The sequence below is a fragment of the Streptomyces sp. AK02-01A genome, assembly GCF_033795305.1.
Taxonomy (GTDB): Bacteria; Actinomycetota; Actinomycetes; order Streptomycetales; family Streptomycetaceae; genus Streptomyces.
The window spans coordinates 19,278-36,929 of record NZ_JARBAE010000045.1 but is presented as its reverse complement, the minus strand read 5'-3'; the positions used below and the strand labels follow the sequence as shown (position 1 = coordinate 36,929).

The following is a 17,652-nucleotide window of genomic DNA, read 5'->3' as shown; positions in this document are numbered from 1 at the left end:
CGTAACACCGCGAGCGGGCCGGTGGCGCCCTTCCGGGTGCCACCGGCCCGCTCCGCCGTACGTTCCGGGTCAGCCCTAGTTGCTGGAGACCGTGACCTTCTCGTCGTTGTTGAGCTGCGTCACCAGCTCCTTGACCTTGGCCTTGTCCCAGACGAGATTGCCGCCCGCGCTGCCCGAGATCGGCATGTTCATGGACTTGCCCTCGCCGCCCGTGACGCCCTTCATCGCGAAGAACATCTGGCCCAGGGACCACAAGGACATGTCCTTGTCCACGATCAGCGTGTCCAGGCCCGCGCCCATCGTCGGATAGAGCTTGAACGGGTTGAGGATCGTGCCCGGCGTGGCCGTCTGCGAGGCCAGGGCCGCGAGGAACTTCTGCTGGTTCTTCGTCCGGTCCAGGTCACTGTTGGCGAAGGCGTACCGCGTCCGTACGAAGGCCAGCGACTCTTCCCCGTTCAGCGTCTGCTTGCCCGCCTGGAAGTCGGCGCCGGAGTGCTTGTCCTTGAACGCCTTCGGGATGTCGATCTCCACGCCGCCTATCGCGTCCACGATATTGGCGAAGCCCGCGAAGCCGATCTCGACGTAGTGATCGATGTGCAGCCCGGTGTTGAACTCGACGGTACGGACGAGCAGTTCGGGCCCGTCCGACGCGTAGGCCGCGTTGAGCTTGGTCTGACGGCCCGTGTTCGCGTAGAACTTGCCGGACTCCGATCCCCGGAACGACGGGATCGTCACATTGGAGTCGCGCGGCAGCGAGATGAGCGTCGGACCGTTGGACCCGTCGTGCAGGATCATCATCGAGTCGGTGCGCTTGCCCTCGGCCGAGCCCGTGTGCAGCTTCTTCTTCTCGTCCGCCGACATGCCTTCGCGGCTGTCGGAGCCGACGATCAGATAGTTCGTGCCGTCGCCCGCCTCCGGGCGCTCGATGACCTTGGAGAGGTCGACCTCGCGCTGGAGCTTGGAGTCGGCCCAGAAGTACGTGCCGATGGAGACGCCGAGTACCGCGACGACCAGCACCAGCGAACCGACCTTGAGGCGACGGCGCCAGTCGGGCGCGCTGCGCGGCGCGGAATAGCCGGGCGGAGGCGGCGCACCGCCGTGGCCGCCGTTCGGCGGCCGGCCGTAGACCTGGCCCGTGTTGTATCCGTTGTCGTACGTCTGGGCATGGCCCTGGCCGTACCCTCCGGGTTGCTGGGGGACGCTCCCCGGCTGTACGTGTGGCATCACGCGCGCGCTCTCGGGCTGCGCGCCCGCGCTGCCGCGCCCGTAACGGTCGCGGCGCTCGCCGCGGTCGCCGTTCCATCCATCGGGCCATTCATTCATGCGGACCAGTGTGCAGGGCGCGGCAGCGCGCCAAACAGAGCAGGTGGGAAATCGGGTCGGGGCTGTTGCCAAGCTGATGCAATGCTTTCCCGCACCGACCGCCGCATATGGTGGAGCGCATGACAGACCAGGCCCTTTCCCCGGAGACCGCGATAGCGGGCAAGCCCACCTCCGCGTCCCGGACCACACTCAGCCACATCATGACCGGCAGTGACACCAACCTCCTCGGCACGGTGCACGGCGGCGTGATCATGAAGCTGGTCGACGACGCGGCGGGTGCCGTCGCCGGACGGCACTCCGGCGGGCCGGCGGTGACGGCTTCCATGGACGAGATGGTCTTTCTGGAGCCGGTGCGGGTCGGCGATCTGGTCCATGTGAAGGCGCAGGTCAACTGGACGGGCCGGTCCTCGATGGAGGTCGGTGTACGCGTGCTGGCCGAGCGCTGGAACGAGTCGACTCCCGCGACCCAGGTCGGCAGCGCGTATCTGGTCTTCACGGCCGTGGACGCGGAGGGCAAGCCGCGTCCCGTGCCGCCGGTGGTCCCGGAGACGGAGCGGGACCGGCGCCGCTACCAGGAGGCGCAGATCCGCCGTACGCACCGGCTCGCCAGGCGCCGCGCGATCAAGGAGCTCCGGGAGAAGCGCGCGGCGGACGGCATCGACGACCAGTGAGCCGGCGGGCGCGGCCCGCCGCGCCGTCCGGAGCCGCGTCCAGGACCGTGCGTGTGCCTGTGGTCAAGGACACACGAGCAGGTCAAGGACACACGAGCAGGTCAAGGACACACGACCTGGTCTCCGGTCACCGTGCCGAACTGGCCCTTCGGAGGCTCCTCCACTCGTACGGGCCGCACGGCCTTGTAGTCCGACCCCGCGATCACCTTGAGCACCGGGCCCTGCTGCCGTACCGCGCGCAGCTCGCTGCCGGGCAGTGCGGCCGCCAGGGACTTCGCCGAGCGGTCCCAGCGCGGGTCGTACAGCACGACCGTGCGCCGCGCGTCGCGCCCGTCCGAGGTGAGGGGCGCGCGGGTGGTGTCGAAGCCGGTGGCGCGCAGCGCGTCGTCCACCTGTTTGCCGAGTCCGTCCGTCCGCGTCCCGTTGATGACCTGCACCCGGATCCGCTGCGGCTTCACATCGACCAGCGCGACGTCGCCCCGAGGCCCCGGGCTCGGCTCGCCCGGGACATCGCCAGGCCGGCTCTCGGCGGCCTGCGGGCTCTGAGACATCCGCGGACTCTGAGAGATCTGCGGACTCTGAGAGATCGGAGGGCTCGGCGAGATCGGAGGACTCAGCGAGGTCCGAGGGCTCCGGAGGCTCGCCTGGTTCGCCAAGGTTTCGGTGGTCTCGTCCGGCCGCGGCGTGCGCGAGGTCTCCGCCGGTGTCAGCGGCTTGTCCTCGCGCAGCGCCTGGAAGAGCTTCTTCGACTTCACCGGATCCCAGCGCACCGTGGCGCCGATGCCCTTGACCGCGACGCTGTTACCGATGACCGGCACCGAGGTGAACTCCGCGGCGGAGGGAGAGAAGCCGCGCATCGCCTCGTTGACCGCGAGCATCTCCTCCGTACCGAAGGCCGAGTCGGCCCGGACCGAGCTCAGCATGGTCGTGGCGATGTCCCGGAGCTTCACCGGATTCAGCAGGACTCCGCTGCTGGTCGCGCGGCTGATCAGAGCCGCCACGAACCGCTGCTGGCGCTCCATCCTGCTGAGGTCGGCGGTGCCGTCGACATGCCGGGACCGTACGTACTGGAGCGCCTGCCCGCCGTCCAGCTTGTGTGTGCCGGGCGTCAGATCGAGTCCTGTGTACGAGTCGCTCAGCGGCCGTGGCGTACAGATCTCCACTCCGCCGAGGGCGTCCACCGTCTTCATGAAGCTGGTGAAATCGACCTCCAGATAGTGGCCGATCTTCACGCCCGTCAGGTGTTCGACGGTCCGGACCGTCAGATTCGGCCCGCCCTCCGCGTACGCCGCGTTGATCTTCACCGGATGGGGCTTGTGGTGCTTGCCGGTGGTCACATCGGTGTGCTCCGGCAGCTCCGCGTAGCTGTCGCGCGGCACACTCACCACGCTGGCCCGCTCGCCGTTCTCCGAGAGATGGACAAGCATGATCGTGTCGGTGCAGTGGCAGGGAGCGCCACCGAGCCGGTACTTCTGCCGCTCCTTCTCCGTGATCTTGTCGCGGCCGTCGGTGCCGACGAGGAGGAAGTTCAGACCGTGTCCCTCGTCGGGCCGGTTCTTCATGTCCTTGAACGCGTCCACTCGGCCGATACCGGAATTGAGGCTGGTCATCACCGCGTGACCGATGCCGCCGGCGCCCAGCACCAGCACGGAGAGGGTCGTCGCCAGCCGCATGCCCCAGCGCGGCCGCTTGGCCCGTCGGCCCGGACCGGGACGGCCGGCGGGTCGCGGCAGCGAGGAGGACCGGCGGAGGGAACTGTCGGAGGAGCGGTGGGCGGAGCGGCCGGAGGAGCGGGGCGGCGTGGGCACGGGAAACACCTCCGCGGTGACAGCGGTGACTGCGGTGACGAGGGACCGTGAGCAAGGTAGGCCGATACGATCAGCGACACGGGACGGCGACAGGGCGGCGCGCGTCGCTGTCCCCCGTTCGCGGTAACGTGGCGGTCATACCGCCGTCTCCCGAAGGCCGGCCACGGTCCGTGTGAAGCCCTGGCCGAGGCCGGTCCCCGGGCCCGAAGGACCCCCGAAGGACCACATGCCTGCCCTGCCGCCCGCAGTCTCCGTGATCATGCCGGTGCTCGATGAGGAACGCCATCTGAGGAACTCCGTCCGGCACATCCTGGAGCAGGAGTACGACGGCGAGATGGAGGTGGTGATCGCGCTCGGCCCGTCCACGGACCGTACCGACGAGATCGCCGCGGAACTGGTGCGGGAGACCGCGTCCAACGAGCGGGCCCGAGTCCGCACCGTCCCGAATCCGTCCGGCCGCACGCCGGCCGCGCTGAACGCGGCGATCAAGGCGTCCAGGCATCCCGTCGTCGTCCGGGTCGACGGCCACGGCATGCTCTCGCCGGACTACATCGCGACCGCCGTCAGACTCCTTGAGGAGACGGGCGCGCAGAACGTCGGCGGAATCATGCACGCCGAGGGCGAGAACGACTGGGAGAACGCGGTCGCCGCCGCCATGACCTCGAAGATCGGCGTCGGCAACGCGGCCTTCCACACCGGAGGCGAGGCCGGGCCCGCCGAAACCGTGTATCTGGGTGTCTTCCGGCGCGAGGCGCTGGAGCAGCAGGGCGGCTACAACGAGGAGTTCATCCGCGCTCAGGACTGGGAGCTGAACTTCCGTATCCGGGAGGCCGGCGGCGGGATCTGGTTCTCTCCCGAGCTGCGGGTCCAGTACCGGCCCCGTCCCTCGGTCAGGGCGCTCGCCAAGCAGTACAAGGAGTACGGCCGCTGGCGGCATGTCGTCGCCCGCTACCACTCCGGCTCCATCAACCTGCGCTATCTCGCTCCGCCGACGGCCGTCTGCGCGATCGTCGCCGGTGTCGTGGTCGGCGTGGTGCTCACGCCCTGGGGCCTCGTCGTCCCGGCCGGCTATCTCGCCGCGATGGCCGCGGGCTCGGTCCCGGCGGGCAAGGGCCTGCCGCTCAAGGCCCGGCTCCAGATCCCGGTGGCGCTGGCCACGATGCACATGTCGTGGGGATACGGCTTTCTGACCAGCCCTCGTTCGCTGGCGAAGAAGGTCATCGCGAGCCGCCGCTCGCCGGTGCGGACCGACACCACCGCAGTCTGACGCTCCGTCCGGTTTGACGCGCCGTCCGGTCTGACGCGCCGTCTGATTGCCGTTCCGCGCCGTGATCCGGCTGTACGGCGTCCGTGGCCCGCTCTTCCGGGCCCCGGGCGCCGACCATTGGTGAGAGCCCGGCCGCGCCGCTGACCAGGCGTCACTTGGCGCAGACGCGCTTGTCGGCTCCCATCCGCTGTACTCCGTCCGGCACTTCCGCCGGTCCGCCGACGGACACTCCCGCTTCCTTGAAGTCCGGTCCCAGAGTCAGCGACATCGGCCGGTGTCCGGCCCGGTCCTTGGCCATCCGCTTCAGCGCGGCGGCGGGAAGGCCCATCATGTCCGCGAGCGCGCGGGCCTGGTCGGCCTGGTCCGGCGCGTACTCCAAGGTGGTCCTGGGCACTCCGGCCGGCGCGTTGCCCCGGTTGGCGGACCTCGGTACGTCCTTGTCGTTCCGCAGCCAGGCCAGCGTCTCCTGCGCGGCGCCCTGCGGACCACCGCCGTTGTACACATCGACCCGTACGTCGGCCGGGTCCGCCCTGGGACCTCTGAGGAGCCTCTTCCGCTCGCTCCTGGCGAACGCCTCCTGGTGCTTCACCTCGGACAGAGAGGTGTCGCTCCGCATCATCGCGAAGAGCGGCTCGGCCTCGGCCTTGTTGAGCAGCACGGTCGCGCCGTCCTCGCTGTCGACCACCGGCACGGTCGCGAAGGTGATGTGCTTCGGGTCCACCTTGGCCATTTCGGCGCCGAGATCGCGGAGCCTCTCGATCGTCCCGATGCCGGTGTCGACCGTGAGCGCCTCGGTCGCGGCCTCCGCCAGCTTCCACAGCTTGCCGGGACTGGTGAGGGTGTCGCCGGACTTCATCTTCCTGATCATCGAGCCGAGGAACTGCTGCTGCGTCTGGATCCGGTCGAGATCGCTGCGGTTGCCGAAGCTCTTACGGGTCCGTACGAAGGCCAGCGCCTGCTCGCCCTGGAGCTTGTGGTCGCCCGCGGTCAGCCGCAGCCGGGAGGACGGGTCGTCGACGTCCTTGGCGAGACAGACCTCGACGCCGTCCAGGGCCGTCGTCAGTGTCTTGACGGCGTTGAAGTCGGCCATCATGAAGTGATCGACCGTCAGCCCGGTGATCTTCGTGACGGTACGCATCGTGCAGCCGGGATCGCGGTCGAGCTGGCCGAGGCTCTGGTTGAACCGGGTCTCCGCCGTCCCGGCGATGACTCTGGTGCCGTCCGGTGTCCTGGTGACGCAGTCCGGGATATCGGTGATCATGTCGCGAGGGATGGAGAGCGCCGTCGCGTTCGTACGGTCCTTGGACACATGGAACAGGATCGTGGTCTCGGCATGGCCGACGCTGTCCTTGTCGCCGTAACTCTCGTTGCCCGAGCCGGTCCGCTTGTCCGTGCCGATCACCAGGACATTGACGGCCCGGTCCTTCTTGAAGCCGCCGCTGCCCGCGCCGCCGATGTCGATCGTGTCGATATTGCCGCTGAGGTGCTGGTAGACGAGGTACGAGCCGACCGAACCGCCGGCGATCAGCAACGCCAGCATGCCGCCGGTCCACAGCAGCGCTCTCCTCCTGCCCGGCTTCCCGGGTCTGCGCTTGCGTCGGCCGGCGGCGATGGCGGCGTCGGCCGCGTCCCGGGCGCGGCGGCTGCGCTGCGCCGGCAGATCGGGGCGCGACACGGCGGCGACGCCCTCGGCGGCCCCGGGCGCCGGGCCCGGTCCGGCTTCGGCCCGGGCTTCGGCCTGGGCTTCGGCCTGGGAGGAGGACGTTCGCGCGGAACCGTTCTGTGTGGCGTTGTTACGCGGGCCGCCCGTGTCCTGGGCGTCCGGCCGCGGCGCGCCTCCTCCGGCGCCGCGCGGACGGGAAGAGGCGGACTGCTCCGAGGATCGGTCCAGCCGCAGTTCGTAAGTGCCGGTCCGCGGGTTGAGGACCCACTGATCGGCGGAGTCGAATTCGCCCGCCTGTCCACGGTCTTGCGCATCCACGGTTGCTTGAATCCTCCGTCGGTGCCACGCGAGGCGCCTTCCCCCGAAGGCGCTCGGTCTTTCGATCCGGCAGTGCGTGAACTCACGGATGCACGGATCACGTCACACTATCTGCACAGTTCGGCATCGGACGACGACCTTGACAAATTCCACACGCATTACAAGCCGACGCTCCGCCCAATCTCCGTGGCGGACGGGTTCTTTTCGCTCGTCGTTCTAATCGCACAAGCCCTGAGCGGCATTTGAGCCCGAGAATGTCGGAACCCGGCCGGTGTTTCCCGGTGCGGAATCGCCAGACTTCTCGTCGGTCGAAGAACTGTTTTCCTCGCCGCTTCCGCCGTCGTCGGTGCTTGTGCCGCCGGTGGTGTCTTCGGAACTCTTCCGGGAGTTCTCGCTCTTGGCGGAGTCGCCGGAGTCGCCGGACTTCCCGGACGGTGAGACCGAGACGGGCTCGTCGTCGCGCAGTTGTTTGAAAAGATTTCCGGCGTCGGGCTGCTGGAGCTGATCGCGATTCGGGTCCGCGCTGTAGGGCTCGCGCGGAGCGGTCAGGAACTGCACCTTCTCCGTCGGGACGCTCTGCATGGAACGCGCCAGATCGTAAAGGTCCTGGAGGCTGTTCAGCCCCGGGTCGGTGGTGAGCGCCTTGGTGGCCGCGTCCAGCACCGGATACAACCGGGTCGGATTGAGCAGTACTCCGTTGCTCTGCACCTTCTTGAACAGGGCGCCGAGGAAACGCTGCTGCCGGTCCATGCGCTGGGTGTCACTGCCGTCGCCGATGCCGTGACGGGCGCGTACGAAGCCGAGAGCCTGCTCTCCGTTGAGGGTCGGGGTGCCGGCGGGCAGCTTGAGCTGCGCCTCCTTGTCGTCCACCGGCTCCTTGAGGCAGACCTGGACGCCGTCCACCGCGTCCACCACGTCCTTGAAGCCACTGAAGTCGATCACCATGTGATGGTCGACCCGTATGCCGGTGAGCTTCTCTATCGTACGGATCGTGCAGGCCGCGCCGCCGAACTCGAAGGCCCAGTTGAACTGTGCGAAACGCGCCTCGGTGCGGGTGCCGTCCGGCTTGCGGCAGCTCGGGATGTCCACCATCAGGTCACGCGGGACGGAGACGGCCGTGGCGCTCTGCCGGTCGGCGGCGAGGTGCAGCAGGATCGTGGTGTCGGAACGCTGTGATCCGCCGTCGTCCCGGCCGTACTTGCCGTTGCCCTCGCCGGAGCGGGTGTCGGAGCCGAGGAGCAGTATGTTCTGCGCGTTCAGGACGACGGGCGTCGGCCGGTCCTTCTCGTATGTCCGCAGCTCGGCGGCGGCGGTGGTGTCGGTGGTGATGTTGCCGTCGAGCTTCTCGTAGACCCACCAGCCGGCAGCGGCGGCGGCGAGCACGACGACGGAGGTTCCGAGGGCGGTCCAACGGAGCCAGTGGCTCTTGCGGTTGAGGCCAGAAGGGACGTTTTTTCCGGCGGTCGCGGTCGCGCTGCCGGGATCGGCGTCCGGGGCGGTCGCGGTGGCGTTGCCGGAGTCGGTGTCCGGAGCGGCCTCGGCCACCGCCGGGCCGTCCGTCGCTTCCTCGCGTGTCGTCCGCTCGCTCGGGGGCGTGTCGGCGCCTGCGCGCGCCGTCTCGCGCGCCGGCGCGTCGTCGTCGGGCTCAGGCGTCCCTGCCGCCGGCTCGTTCGCGGCCGGAGTCTCAGGTTCGGCCGGCGTGCCAGCACTGTCGGTCACGTCTGCGTCCATCCTTACAAGGCGTCGGCGGCGCGCTGGGCCGCCGGTCGCTGGGGTAGACGGGCGAACCCCGCGCTTGGTTGTGCTGCGGGAGGCACGTATCGCCGATCATGTACTGCGGTTGAGTGCCGATCCTGATCATCCCGGGTCCCGCTGTGCGCCGGTCGAGTGGCCTCCGGCGGCTTGTCATCTTTCCTGCCCGGCGGCGGTCAAACCGCCTTGTCGGTCACTCGTTCACTTTCGAAACGCTTTTCGAGCGCTGCCGCCGGGAGCTGTTCGAGATGACGGCAGAGCACCACGGAACCACCGGCCGCGAGCGGCGCGAACAGTCCGGCCGACAGGCCCGACCAGTTGTCGTACGAGAGCCCGGACAGCAGCCGTGAGCCGGGCGCGAGACCGCGCTCTCCGGCGTCCGCCCGCGCACGCGCGACGATCTGGTCCGCCGTCAGCTCCGTGCCGTCGACGACGAGCGCCGGCTCGTCCGGATCCACCGGAGCGTACGGCGCGAAGCGGTCGCCCTGGCCCGGCACCTCGACCGCGTAGTCCACAAAGCCCGTCGGCGGCTGCGGAAAACGGCCGCCCAGCGGCCGCAGCGCCAGCGCCACCCGCTCGCCGCGGCACGCGCGCGCCGCGTCCAGCGTGTCGGGGCCACTGACGACAAGATCGGCGCCGGCCGGATCGCCGCCGATCTCGACCGTCACACCGACGGAGGAGCAGGCGAGCAGCCAGACGGCGCTCTGCCAGTGCGCGGGCAGCAGCAGCGCGAGCCGGTCGCCCGGAGCCGCGGCGAGGTCACCTTGGAGCAGATTGGCGGTCTTGGACACCCAGTTGGCGAATGTGGCCACGGACAATTCGACGCGCTCACCGGTGGCATCGTCGTAGAAAGTGACCAAGGGGCGGGCCGGATCCGTGATGAGAGCGGATCGCAGCAGGTCGGCGGGGGTGCGGTCGCTGGCGTTCACGCGGGAAAGGGTACGCCGCCGCGCCGCTCGCCCACCGCCGTACCGGTGACGGCGCCCACCGGTTGGCCCGACGGCCCGTCAGTTTTCCCAGCGGGCGGGACCGTCGGGACGCCGCCAGGATCACCACATGCGTGCCTACCTTGCAACCTCGATCGGTGTCGCGTGCACCGCGGCCCTGATCCTCCCGCTGTCGCTGCCCTCGGGCGCGGTCGCCGCTCCGGGGGCCGCCGTCCCGCGTGCCGTACACCAGCGGGCGGCCTCCCAGCCCACCGTCCCGCCGGACACGGCGGAACCGCCGGGCTCCACCCAGTCGCTTCCGCTGGCCTCTCTCGGCATGGACCGGGCGCTCGGCTCCGCCGCGCGGCAGGGCCTGAACCGGCGTGATGTCAGGTCCTTCTCGCTGCTCGGCCTCGTCTGGGAGAACGCCGACGAAGAACTCAACGGAAGGGTCCAGGTCCGCACCCGCGCGTCCGGGACGCGGCGATGGTCCCACTGGCAGGAACTGGAGACACACAATCAGGAGCACGGCGCCGACCGCGGTACGGAGGAGCGCGACTCCGGAACGGTCCGCGGCTCCACCGCTCCGCTCTGGGTCGGCGGCTCGGACGGCGTCGAGGTCCGGGTGCGGGCCGCCGGCCGGCCGGGCGCGGCCGGACCGCCGCGCACGCGGCTGCCCGAGGGGCTGCGCCTGGAACTGGTCGACCCGGGCAATGGCTCCTCGTCCTCCGGCGGGACGGTCGCGGAGATCGGGGTGACTCCGGACGACATCGTCGGCGACGCCGGGCGTCCGCCGCGAAGACAGCACCGGTCACTCGGCGCGAGCGTCCCGAACGACGCCAGGTCCGCCAACGCGGGTCTCACCATTCGCGGTGGCACCGAGATCCCGGCCCTGTCCAGGAAGCAGACGATGGCCGCTCTCCGTTACTCGCGGCCGCATGTCGGCCCGCGCCCGCGGATCATCACGCGCCGTGGCTGGGGTGCGAACGAGCGGCTGCGCGAGCGGGAGTTGGGCTACACCGGATCCGTTGTCAAGGCGGCCTTCGTCCATCACACCGGGACGGGCAACAACTACCACTGCGCGCAGTCGCCGTCCGTCCTGCGCAGTATCTACCGCTACCACGTCAAGAGCAGTGGCTGGCGCGACATCGGCTACAACTTCGCCATCGACCGGTGCGGAAACATCTACGAAGGGCGGGCCGGAGGAGTGGCCAGGTCCGTCGTGGGTGCTCACACGCTCGGTTTCAACACGAACAGCATGGGCATCGCCGTCCTCGGAACGTACAACCGGATGAAACCACCGGCGGCCACCACGACCGCCATCGCCAGGCTCACCGCGTGGAAGCTCGGGATGTACGGAGTCAACCCGCGCGGCAAGGTCACACTCACATCGGCGGGGAGCGACAAGTACCGGAGGGGCATGCGGGTCAGGCTCAATACGATCTCGGGACACCGGGACGGGTTCGCCACCGAATGTCCAGGAACCCGCCTTTACGAGAAGCTCGGCAAGGCGCGCAGTTCGTCGGCCTGGTACCAGGGCCGCTGAGCAGCGCCGTTGATCCGCACCAGCGACAGGAGACGCCGATCGGGGCCCGCTGATCGAGGCAATGGCCCGGGACGCACCGCACAGGCTGCATACACTGCCGGTCCCATGTACGCGTGTACACGGGTACGTATATGCGTACATGCGAAAGCGCCGGCCCCAGCAGGAAGCAGAGACGACACGGTGACAGAAGCGATCCTCCTGGTCGGCGGCAAGGGCACCCGGCTGCGGCCGCTCACGGTGCACACTCCCAAGCCGATGATCCCGGCGGCGGGCGTCCCGTTTCTCACACATCAGCTCGCCCGCGCGCGTGCGGCGGGCGTCGAACACATCGTCCTCGCCACCTCCTATCTCGCCGAGGTCTTCGAGCCGTACTTCGGTGACGGCTCGTCACTCGGGCTGCGTCTGGAGTACGTCACCGAGCGGGAGCCGCTCGGTACGGGCGGGGCGATACGCAACGTCGCCTCCAGGCTGCGTTCCGGCCCGGACGATCCGGTGCTGATCTTCAACGGTGACATCCTGACGGGCCTCGACATCCAGGCGCTTGTCGCGACGCACGCGTCGTCCGGAGCGGATGTCTCGCTGCATCTGACGCGGGTCGAGGACCCGCGGGCCTTCGGGCTGGTGCCGACGGACGAGAGCGGACGCGTGACGGCGTTCCTGGAGAAGCCGCAGACACCGGAGGAGATCGTCACCGATCAGATCAACGCGGGCGCGTATGTGTTCCGGCGCTCGGTGATCGACTCCATTCCGGCGGGACGGCCGGTCTCGGTGGAGCGGGAGACCTTCCCGGATCTGCTGGCCGCGGGCGCGCATCTCCAGGGCATGGTCGACTCCACGTACTGGCTGGACCTGGGCACGCCGCACGCCTTTGTCCGGGGCTCGGCCGACCTGGTGCTCGGCCGGGCCCCGTCGCCGGCGGTCCCCGGCCGCTGCGGCGACCGGCTGATATTGCCGACGGCCTCCGTGGCGCCCGACGCGAAGCTCACGGGCGGCACGGTGGTGGGCGCGGGCGCGGTGATCCACGAGGGAGCGCGGATCACCGGCAGCGCCGTGCTGGACGGCGCTGTGGTGGAACAGGGCGCGGTGATCACGGACTCGCTGATCGGCGCGGGCGCGCGGGTGGGCGCGCGTACGGTGCTGACGGGCGCGGTCGTCGGAGACGGCGCCCAGGTGGGGGCGGACAACGAACTGCGGGAGGGAGTCCGCGTCTGGTGCGACGCGATCCTCCCGCCGGCGTCGGTGCGATTCTCCTCCGACGAGTAGGACGAGTAGGACGAGCGACCGGGCAGGACGAGCAGACCGGTTTGGACGAGCAGACCGGGCAGGACGAGCAGATCCGGGCAGGATGACCTCCCGCCCCGGCCGCGCCTGGCCGTACCGCCTACTCTCGGGAGAGACCCCGACCCCCGAGGACCTCATCCGTGGCAGGCCGCTTCGTTCCCCGATCCCGTCCCACGCCGAAGGCGCACGCGCGGCCGTCCGTGCCGCGTCCCTCCGGTCCGGTGGACGGGATCCGGCGACGCTGGACGCCTCCGGCGGGACCGTACGATCTCGGACTCGTCCTCGGACCGCTGCGCCGGGGGCCCGGCGATCCGACTTTCCGGGCCGGCTCCGACGGTTCCGTCTGGCGGACGGCCAGGACGCCGGCCGGTCCGGGCACGCTGCGGGTCGTGGCGCGCGGCGGCGCCGTGGAGGCCGAGGCCTGGGGCGCCGGTGCGGAGTGGATGCTGGAACAGCTTCCGGAGCTGCTCGGCGAGTCCGACGAACCGGAGGCGTTCACTCCGCGCCACCGCCTGTTCGTCACGGTCCTGCGGCACCGTCCGGGACTGCGTCTCTGCCGCACCGGGCTCGTGCTGGAGTCGCTGATTCCGTCCGTCCTGGAGCAGAAGGTCACCACCGTCGAGGCGTACCGCGCCTGGCGTCTGCTGGTCCGGAAACACGGAGAGCCCGCGCCGGGACCCGGCGCCGCCGAGGGTCTCCATGTCATGCCGGACGCGCGGACCTGGGCGCTGATCCCGTCCTGGGAGTGGCACAAGGCCGGTGTCGACGCCAAGCGCTCCTCGACGATCCTGCGCGCCGTCCGTGTCGCCCGCCGGCTGGAGGAGGCCGCGGCGATGGACCTGGAGCGGGCCGCCGCCCGGCTGGAGCTGATCCCGGGCATCGGTCCCTGGACCGCCGCGGAGGTCCTCCAGCGTTCGAACGGCGCTCCGGACGCCGTCACCGTCGGCGATCTCCACCTTCCGGGCATCGTCGGCCACGCGCTCGCGGGTGACCGGGACGCGGACGACGCGGCGATGCTGGAGCTGCTCGCTCCGTACGCGGGCCAGCGCCACCGCGCGACCCGGCTGATCCTGCTCGGCGGTCACGCTCCGCCGCGCCGCGCTCCGCGCATGCCGGTCCGGAACATCGCCCGTCTGTAGCGCGTGGCGCCCGTGCGGGCCCGCACGGCGGTACGAGCAGGTCAGCGCACCTCGATGAACGTCCCGGCCTCCCGGGCCGGCCGGTCCTTCGGCGGGGCCGCCGCGTGGCCCACCGCCACCGCGCCCATCGGGTCCCAGTTCACAGGCAGGTCCAGCACGTCCCGTACGACCTCCCGGCAGAACATCGTCGACGAGACCCACGCGGAGCCGAGCCGCTCACCCGCCAGCGCCACCAGGAAGTTCTGCACGCCCGCGCCGGCCGCGACCACGAACATCTCGCGCTCCGCGGCGTCCCGGCGCCGGTCGCCATAGGTGTGCGAGCCGTCCATGACCAGGCACGGCACGACCAGATACGGCGCGCCGCGCAGGACGTCGCCGCGGCGGACGCGCTTGGCGACGGACTCCTCGGACTTGCCGTCGCGGCGCAGATCCGCGATCCAGGCGTCACGCATCGCGTCCAGCAGCCGCGTGCGGGACTCCGCGGACTCCAGGAGGACAAAGCGCCACGGCGTGGTGTGATGCGGGGCCGGCGCCGTGACGGCCGCCGCGACCGCGCGGCGGACCGCGCCCGGGTCGACCGGCTCGTCCGTGAATTCCCGGACCGTGCGCCGCTGGGTGACCGCTTCCCGTACCGCCTCGGACGTGCCGAGCCGGAACATGTCGTCCGCGGCGACCCGCACCATCGCTCGCGCACCGTCGCCGGGCCCGGTGTCGCCGGAACCAGTGGGACCGCCGGAACCGCCGGATCCGGCCACGAGGTGCGGCAGACCGCTCACCACGGCGACCGGCAGGCCCTCCGCCTTGCCTTTCACCAGATCGCCCGCGGCGGCCAGTTCGTCGGCGGTGGCGACGACGGTGGCGCTCAGCGGATTGCCGTGGGCGTCCGTCCCGCCGCGCAGATCGTCCAGGACCCGCACTCCCGCGGCGCCGATCGCCACATCGGTGAGGCCGTTGCGCCAGGGCCGGCCGAAGGTGTCCGTGACGATCACGCCGATGTCCACGCCGAGCGCGTCGCGCAGCCCGTCCCGGATCGTCCGCGCCGAGGCGTCCGGGTCCTCGGGCAGCAGAAGCACCGTGCCGGGGGCGGTGTTGGAGGCGTCGACTCCGGCCGCCGCCATCACCAGACCCAGCCTGTTCTCGACGATACGGAGCGGACCGCGCCGCGCGACCACCCGTACCGTCTCCGTGTCTATGGCGGCCTCGCGGTCGGCCGCCTCGACGATCCGGCCCTCGGCCTTGGAGACGATCTTCGAGGTGACCAGCAGGATGTCGCCGTCCACCAGGCCGGGCTCGGTGGCCGCGATCAGCTTCGCGAGGTCGTCGCCGGGACGCACCTCCGGAAGTCCGGGCAGGGCGCGGACGCGGTACGACGTCATGCCCGTACCTCCTCGGCCAGCGTGAGCGCCTCGCGTGCCATCGCGGCGGCGGCGTCCACGTCCGTCATCAGCAGCGGGACGGCCCTGGTGCGGATCCCCGCGGCCTCGATCTCGGCCACGGCGGCCGCGTCCACGGTGTCGACGAGCCAGCCGTCCAGCAGCCCGGACCCGTAGTGCAGAGCGACGGCCGCGGCGGTCGACTCGACGCCGATGGCGGCCAGTACCTTGTCGGCCATCCCGCGCACGGGCGCGTCGCCGACGATGGGCGAGAGGCCGACGACCGGTACGCCCGCCTCGGCGATGGCTTCCCGGATGCCGGGGACGGCGAGGATCGTGCCGATACTGACGACGGGGTTGGACGGCGGGAAGAGAATGACGTCGGCGGAGGCGATGGCGTCGAGTACTCCCGGCGCGGGCTTCGCCTGGTCGGCGCCGACCGGGACGACCGCCTGGGCTTCCACGGACGCCCGCATCTTCACCCAGTACTCCTGGAAGTGCACCGCCTTGCGTTCGCCGTCCACATCGACGGCGACATGCGTCTCGACGCGGTCGTCGGACATCGGCAGCAGCCGCACGCCCGGCTTCCAGCGGGCGCAGAGCGCCTCGGTGACGGCGCTGAGCGGATAGCCCGCGCCGATCATCTGGGTGCGGACGATATGGGTGGCGAAGTCGCGGTCGCCGAGGCCGAACCACTCGGGTCCGACGCCGTAGGCCGCGAGCTCCTCCTTGACCTGGAACGTCTCGTCGGTACGCCCCCAGCCCTGCTCTTCATTGATGCCACCGCCGAGGGTGTACATCACGGTGTCGAGGTCGGGGCAGACCTTCAGCCCGAACAGATGGATGTCGTCACCCGTATTGCCGATCACCGTGACGTCCGCGTCGGGCGCGGCCTGCTTGAGGCCACGGAGAAAGCGGGCGCCGCCGATACCGCCGGCCAGAACCACAATGCGCATGAGGACAGTGTCTCAGCCGAGAGCCGCCCGATCGGGGGTGGTGGTCGGGGCCTGCGGGTCTCAGGCGCGTACGGCCTCCTGGGCGGCCGGGGCGCAGCGGGCCGAGTGCGCCGGCATCTCGGTCAGGCCCGGGTAGTAGATGTGCAGGCTCACGGCCGGTTCGATCGTGTCGTTGACGACCTCGTGGACATAGCCGGGAGCGAAGACGCGCTGTGCGCCCGGCGCGAGCGCCCGGCTGCCGCGCTCCGTACGCTCCGTCAGTTCACCGGCGAGCACGGTCAGTACGCCCGAGGACGGGCCGTGGCCGTGCGCTCCGCTGCCCTGGCCGGGCACCCAGGAGAGCAGCCACACCTCGTAGCCGGGGCCGGTGCGCAGCCGGTGGTACCAGCGGCTGGTGGCGTCGTACTGGACGAGCGGGGCCCACTGCGCGCGGTCACCGGCGAGGGTGCGGGCGAGGCCGGCGAATTCGGCCACGGTCGCCGGGTGCTCGCGGGCGGGCTGGAGAAGGTGCGGGACCTCAAGGAGGTCGCCGGCGATCTGGAGGTCGCTGTCGCTGTTCATGGGTGCGGTGAATCCTCGGCAGAAAAGATGTGAGGGGGTGTCACGGAGCAATGCGCGAACGCGACGGATGCCGCGAAAACGCTGTGGTGGGGATCAGAAGGTGATCAGACAACCGGAAAGACGGGAGCGCGCGGAAAGCTCGGAACGATTCGAAAGTTCGAAGCACTCGCGAAGATCAGAACGGTCGAGGAGATCGGCTGGAGCCCGAGGGCATCAACAGCAGGAACAGCAACAGCGAGCCTGGACAGCACTGCGGAATCCACGGACGTGGGTCGCGGTCTGAGCGGAGATCACCGGCATACGAACAAAGGTGGCGACCGAGGTCAACGATGTCAACTTGATGACCGATTTGGCGGCAATGTTTCACCTCATCCGGTTACTGAGGCAGGTGAAAGGTTTGTCCACCTGTAAGTGTGGAGACATGGGGCAGCGACCGTGCTCGCAAACACTGTCGCCCCCTCGTGATCAGACTGTGATCCGGATCGCTTCCGCGGCCGGGTCGGCACCAAGGTCGGAGCCGACGGCGTCTCTCTCGTTGAAGGGAGGTGAGTGCGGGTAGGCGATGTGGACGGGCCAGTGGCATGTGTCAGGTTTTTGGTGATTTGAACACTTTCCGCATAGCCTTGGTTCCGCAGAGTGAATACCGGGCCCAATAGCAGATCTCGGCTTGACTGGCCCGGAGCCACACACTTGTAATTTCACTCGTGTCGTTCGGCCGGAAATCGACAGCGGCCGCATCACGGGGACGCAAAAGACAGACGAGGGGCGCACATGACCGAGCTGTTCCAGCAACTGCTGGTCGAGGACGCGGACGAGGAACTCGGCTGGCAGGAGCGCGCCTTGTGCGCCCAGACCGATCCCGAGTCCTTCTTCCCCGAGAAGGGCGGTTCCACCCGTGAGGCAAAAAAGGTCTGCCTCGCCTGCGAGGTCCGCTCCGAATGCCTTGAATACGCCCTTGCCAACGACGAGAGATTCGGTATCTGGGGCGGCCTGTCCGAGCGAGAGCGCCGGCGTCTGAAGAAAGCCGCGATCTGAACGCTGTGCGAACCGGTGTCCGCCGTCTGTTCG

Annotated in this window: 14 protein-coding genes; 6 read left to right on the top strand and 8 right to left on the bottom strand. The window is 70.0% G+C overall.

Features of this window, described 5'->3' with window-relative positions; genetic code table 11:
• Nucleotides 1–75: 75 nt before the first annotated feature.
• Entirely contained in the window at nucleotides 76–1,323 is a 1,248-nt protein-coding gene (locus tag PV679_RS29895; RefSeq protein WP_319683693.1) for an LCP family protein, read from the bottom strand.
• Between the two features lie 119 nt (nucleotides 1,324–1,442).
• Between PV679_RS29895 and PV679_RS29890 the strand changes: the two genes are divergently transcribed.
• Nucleotides 1,443–1,994, top strand: a complete 552-nt coding sequence (locus PV679_RS29890; RefSeq protein ID WP_319683692.1) for an acyl-CoA thioesterase — start codon at nucleotides 1,443–1,445, stop codon at nucleotides 1,992–1,994.
• Nucleotides 1,995–2,095: 101 nt separating this feature from the next.
• On the opposite strand, the gene PV679_RS29885 is transcribed toward PV679_RS29890, so the two are convergent.
• On the bottom strand, nucleotides 2,096–3,667 hold the full coding sequence (locus PV679_RS29885) for an LCP family protein (protein WP_319683727.1): 1,572 nt from the start codon (nucleotides 3,665–3,667) through the stop codon (nucleotides 2,096–2,098).
• 361 nt (nucleotides 3,668–4,028) lie between these two features.
• Between PV679_RS29885 and PV679_RS29880 the strand changes: the two genes are divergently transcribed.
• Nucleotides 4,029–5,069 carry a glycosyltransferase family 2 protein gene (locus tag PV679_RS29880; protein ID WP_319683690.1) on the top strand — a complete coding sequence of 347 codons (1,041 nt, stop codon included), beginning with the start codon at nucleotides 4,029–4,031 and terminating at the stop codon, nucleotides 5,067–5,069.
• Between the two features lie 151 nt (nucleotides 5,070–5,220).
• On the opposite strand, the gene PV679_RS29875 is transcribed toward PV679_RS29880, so the two are convergent.
• The 3 genes from PV679_RS29875 to PV679_RS29865 form a co-directional block, all read right to left on the bottom strand.
• Nucleotides 5,221–7,050 carry an LCP family protein gene (locus tag PV679_RS29875; RefSeq protein WP_319683689.1) on the bottom strand — a complete coding sequence of 610 codons (1,830 nt, stop codon included), beginning with the start codon at nucleotides 7,048–7,050 and terminating at the stop codon, nucleotides 5,221–5,223.
• 216 nt (nucleotides 7,051–7,266) lie between these two features.
• The gene (locus PV679_RS29870) at nucleotides 7,267–8,781 is read right to left on the bottom strand and encodes an LCP family protein (protein ID WP_319683688.1); all 1,515 of its coding nucleotides are present in this window, start codon (nucleotides 8,779–8,781) and stop codon (nucleotides 7,267–7,269) included.
• 197 nt (nucleotides 8,782–8,978) lie between these two features.
• Nucleotides 8,979–9,731 carry a TIGR03089 family protein gene (locus PV679_RS29865; RefSeq protein WP_319683687.1) on the bottom strand — a complete coding sequence of 251 codons (753 nt, stop codon included), beginning with the start codon at nucleotides 9,729–9,731 and terminating at the stop codon, nucleotides 8,979–8,981.
• Between the two features lie 127 nt (nucleotides 9,732–9,858).
• On the opposite strand from PV679_RS29865, the gene PV679_RS29860 reads away from it, so the two are divergent.
• The 3 genes from PV679_RS29860 to PV679_RS29850 all read left to right on the top strand — a co-directional run bounded on the left by PV679_RS29860 (nucleotide 9,859) and on the right by PV679_RS29850 (nucleotide 13,694).
• Nucleotides 9,859–11,274, top strand: coding sequence for a peptidoglycan recognition protein (locus tag PV679_RS29860; RefSeq protein WP_319683685.1), 1,416 nt, complete (start codon nucleotides 9,859–9,861; stop codon nucleotides 11,272–11,274).
• 180 nt (nucleotides 11,275–11,454) lie between these two features.
• Nucleotides 11,455–12,537 carry an NDP-sugar synthase gene (locus tag PV679_RS29855; protein ID WP_319683684.1) on the top strand — a complete coding sequence of 361 codons (1,083 nt, stop codon included), beginning with the start codon at nucleotides 11,455–11,457 and terminating at the stop codon, nucleotides 12,535–12,537.
• A gap of 218 nt (nucleotides 12,538–12,755) precedes the next feature.
• Nucleotides 12,756–13,694: a DNA-3-methyladenine glycosylase 2 family protein gene (locus PV679_RS29850; protein ID WP_319683726.1), complete on the top strand. Its 939-nt coding sequence runs from the start codon at nucleotides 12,756–12,758 to the stop codon at nucleotides 13,692–13,694.
• Between the two features lie 41 nt (nucleotides 13,695–13,735).
• On the opposite strand, the gene PV679_RS29845 is transcribed toward PV679_RS29850, so the two are convergent.
• From PV679_RS29845 to PV679_RS29835, 3 genes are read right to left on the bottom strand one after another with little or no spacing between them, the layout of a single operon-like run.
• On the bottom strand, nucleotides 13,736–15,070 hold the full coding sequence (locus PV679_RS29845; RefSeq protein WP_319683683.1) for a coenzyme F420-0:L-glutamate ligase: 1,335 nt from the start codon (nucleotides 15,068–15,070) through the stop codon (nucleotides 13,736–13,738).
• Nucleotides 15,067–16,023: a 2-phospho-L-lactate transferase gene (gene cofD, locus PV679_RS29840; protein ID WP_319683682.1), complete on the bottom strand. Its 957-nt coding sequence runs from the start codon at nucleotides 16,021–16,023 to the stop codon at nucleotides 15,067–15,069. Before cofD ends, PV679_RS29845 begins: the two co-directional genes overlap by 4 nt.
• A gap of 60 nt (nucleotides 16,024–16,083) precedes the next feature.
• The gene (locus PV679_RS29835; RefSeq protein ID WP_319683681.1) at nucleotides 16,084–16,584 is read right to left on the bottom strand and encodes a cysteine dioxygenase family protein; all 501 of its coding nucleotides are present in this window, start codon (nucleotides 16,582–16,584) and stop codon (nucleotides 16,084–16,086) included.
• 771 nt (nucleotides 16,585–17,355) lie between these two features.
• Between PV679_RS29835 and PV679_RS29830 the strand changes: the two genes are divergently transcribed.
• Nucleotides 17,356–17,619, top strand: coding sequence for a WhiB family transcriptional regulator (locus PV679_RS29830; RefSeq protein WP_014046372.1), 264 nt, complete (start codon nucleotides 17,356–17,358; stop codon nucleotides 17,617–17,619).
• Nucleotides 17,620–17,652: the final 33 nt, after the last annotated feature.

Excerpts from the sequence above, each read along its gene's own strand:
- PV679_RS29885 (WP_319683727.1), bottom strand. The coding sequence starts at position 3,667 with ATGCGGCTGGCGACGACCCTCTCCGTGCTGGTGCTGGGCGCCGGCGGC.
- PV679_RS29880 (WP_319683690.1), top strand. The coding sequence starts at position 4,029 with ATGCCTGCCCTGCCGCCCGCAGTCTCCGTGATCATGCCGGTGCTCGAT.
- PV679_RS29830 (WP_014046372.1), top strand. The coding sequence starts at position 17,356 with ATGACCGAGCTGTTCCAGCAACTGCTGGTCGAGGACGCGGACGAGGAA.
- PV679_RS29845 (WP_319683683.1), bottom strand. The coding sequence starts at position 15,070 with ATGACGTCGTACCGCGTCCGCGCCCTGCCCGGACTTCCGGAGGTGCGT.
- PV679_RS29890 (WP_319683692.1), top strand. The coding sequence starts at position 1,443 with ATGACAGACCAGGCCCTTTCCCCGGAGACCGCGATAGCGGGCAAGCCC.
- PV679_RS29870 (WP_319683688.1), bottom strand. The coding sequence starts at position 8,781 with ATGGACGCAGACGTGACCGACAGTGCTGGCACGCCGGCCGAACCTGAG.
- PV679_RS29895 (WP_319683693.1), bottom strand. The coding sequence starts at position 1,323 with ATGAATGAATGGCCCGATGGATGGAACGGCGACCGCGGCGAGCGCCGC.
- cofD (WP_319683682.1), bottom strand. The coding sequence starts at position 16,023 with ATGCGCATTGTGGTTCTGGCCGGCGGTATCGGCGGCGCCCGCTTTCTC.
- PV679_RS29835 (WP_319683681.1), bottom strand. The coding sequence starts at position 16,584 with ATGAACAGCGACAGCGACCTCCAGATCGCCGGCGACCTCCTTGAGGTC.
- PV679_RS29860 (WP_319683685.1), top strand. The coding sequence starts at position 9,859 with ATGCGTGCCTACCTTGCAACCTCGATCGGTGTCGCGTGCACCGCGGCC.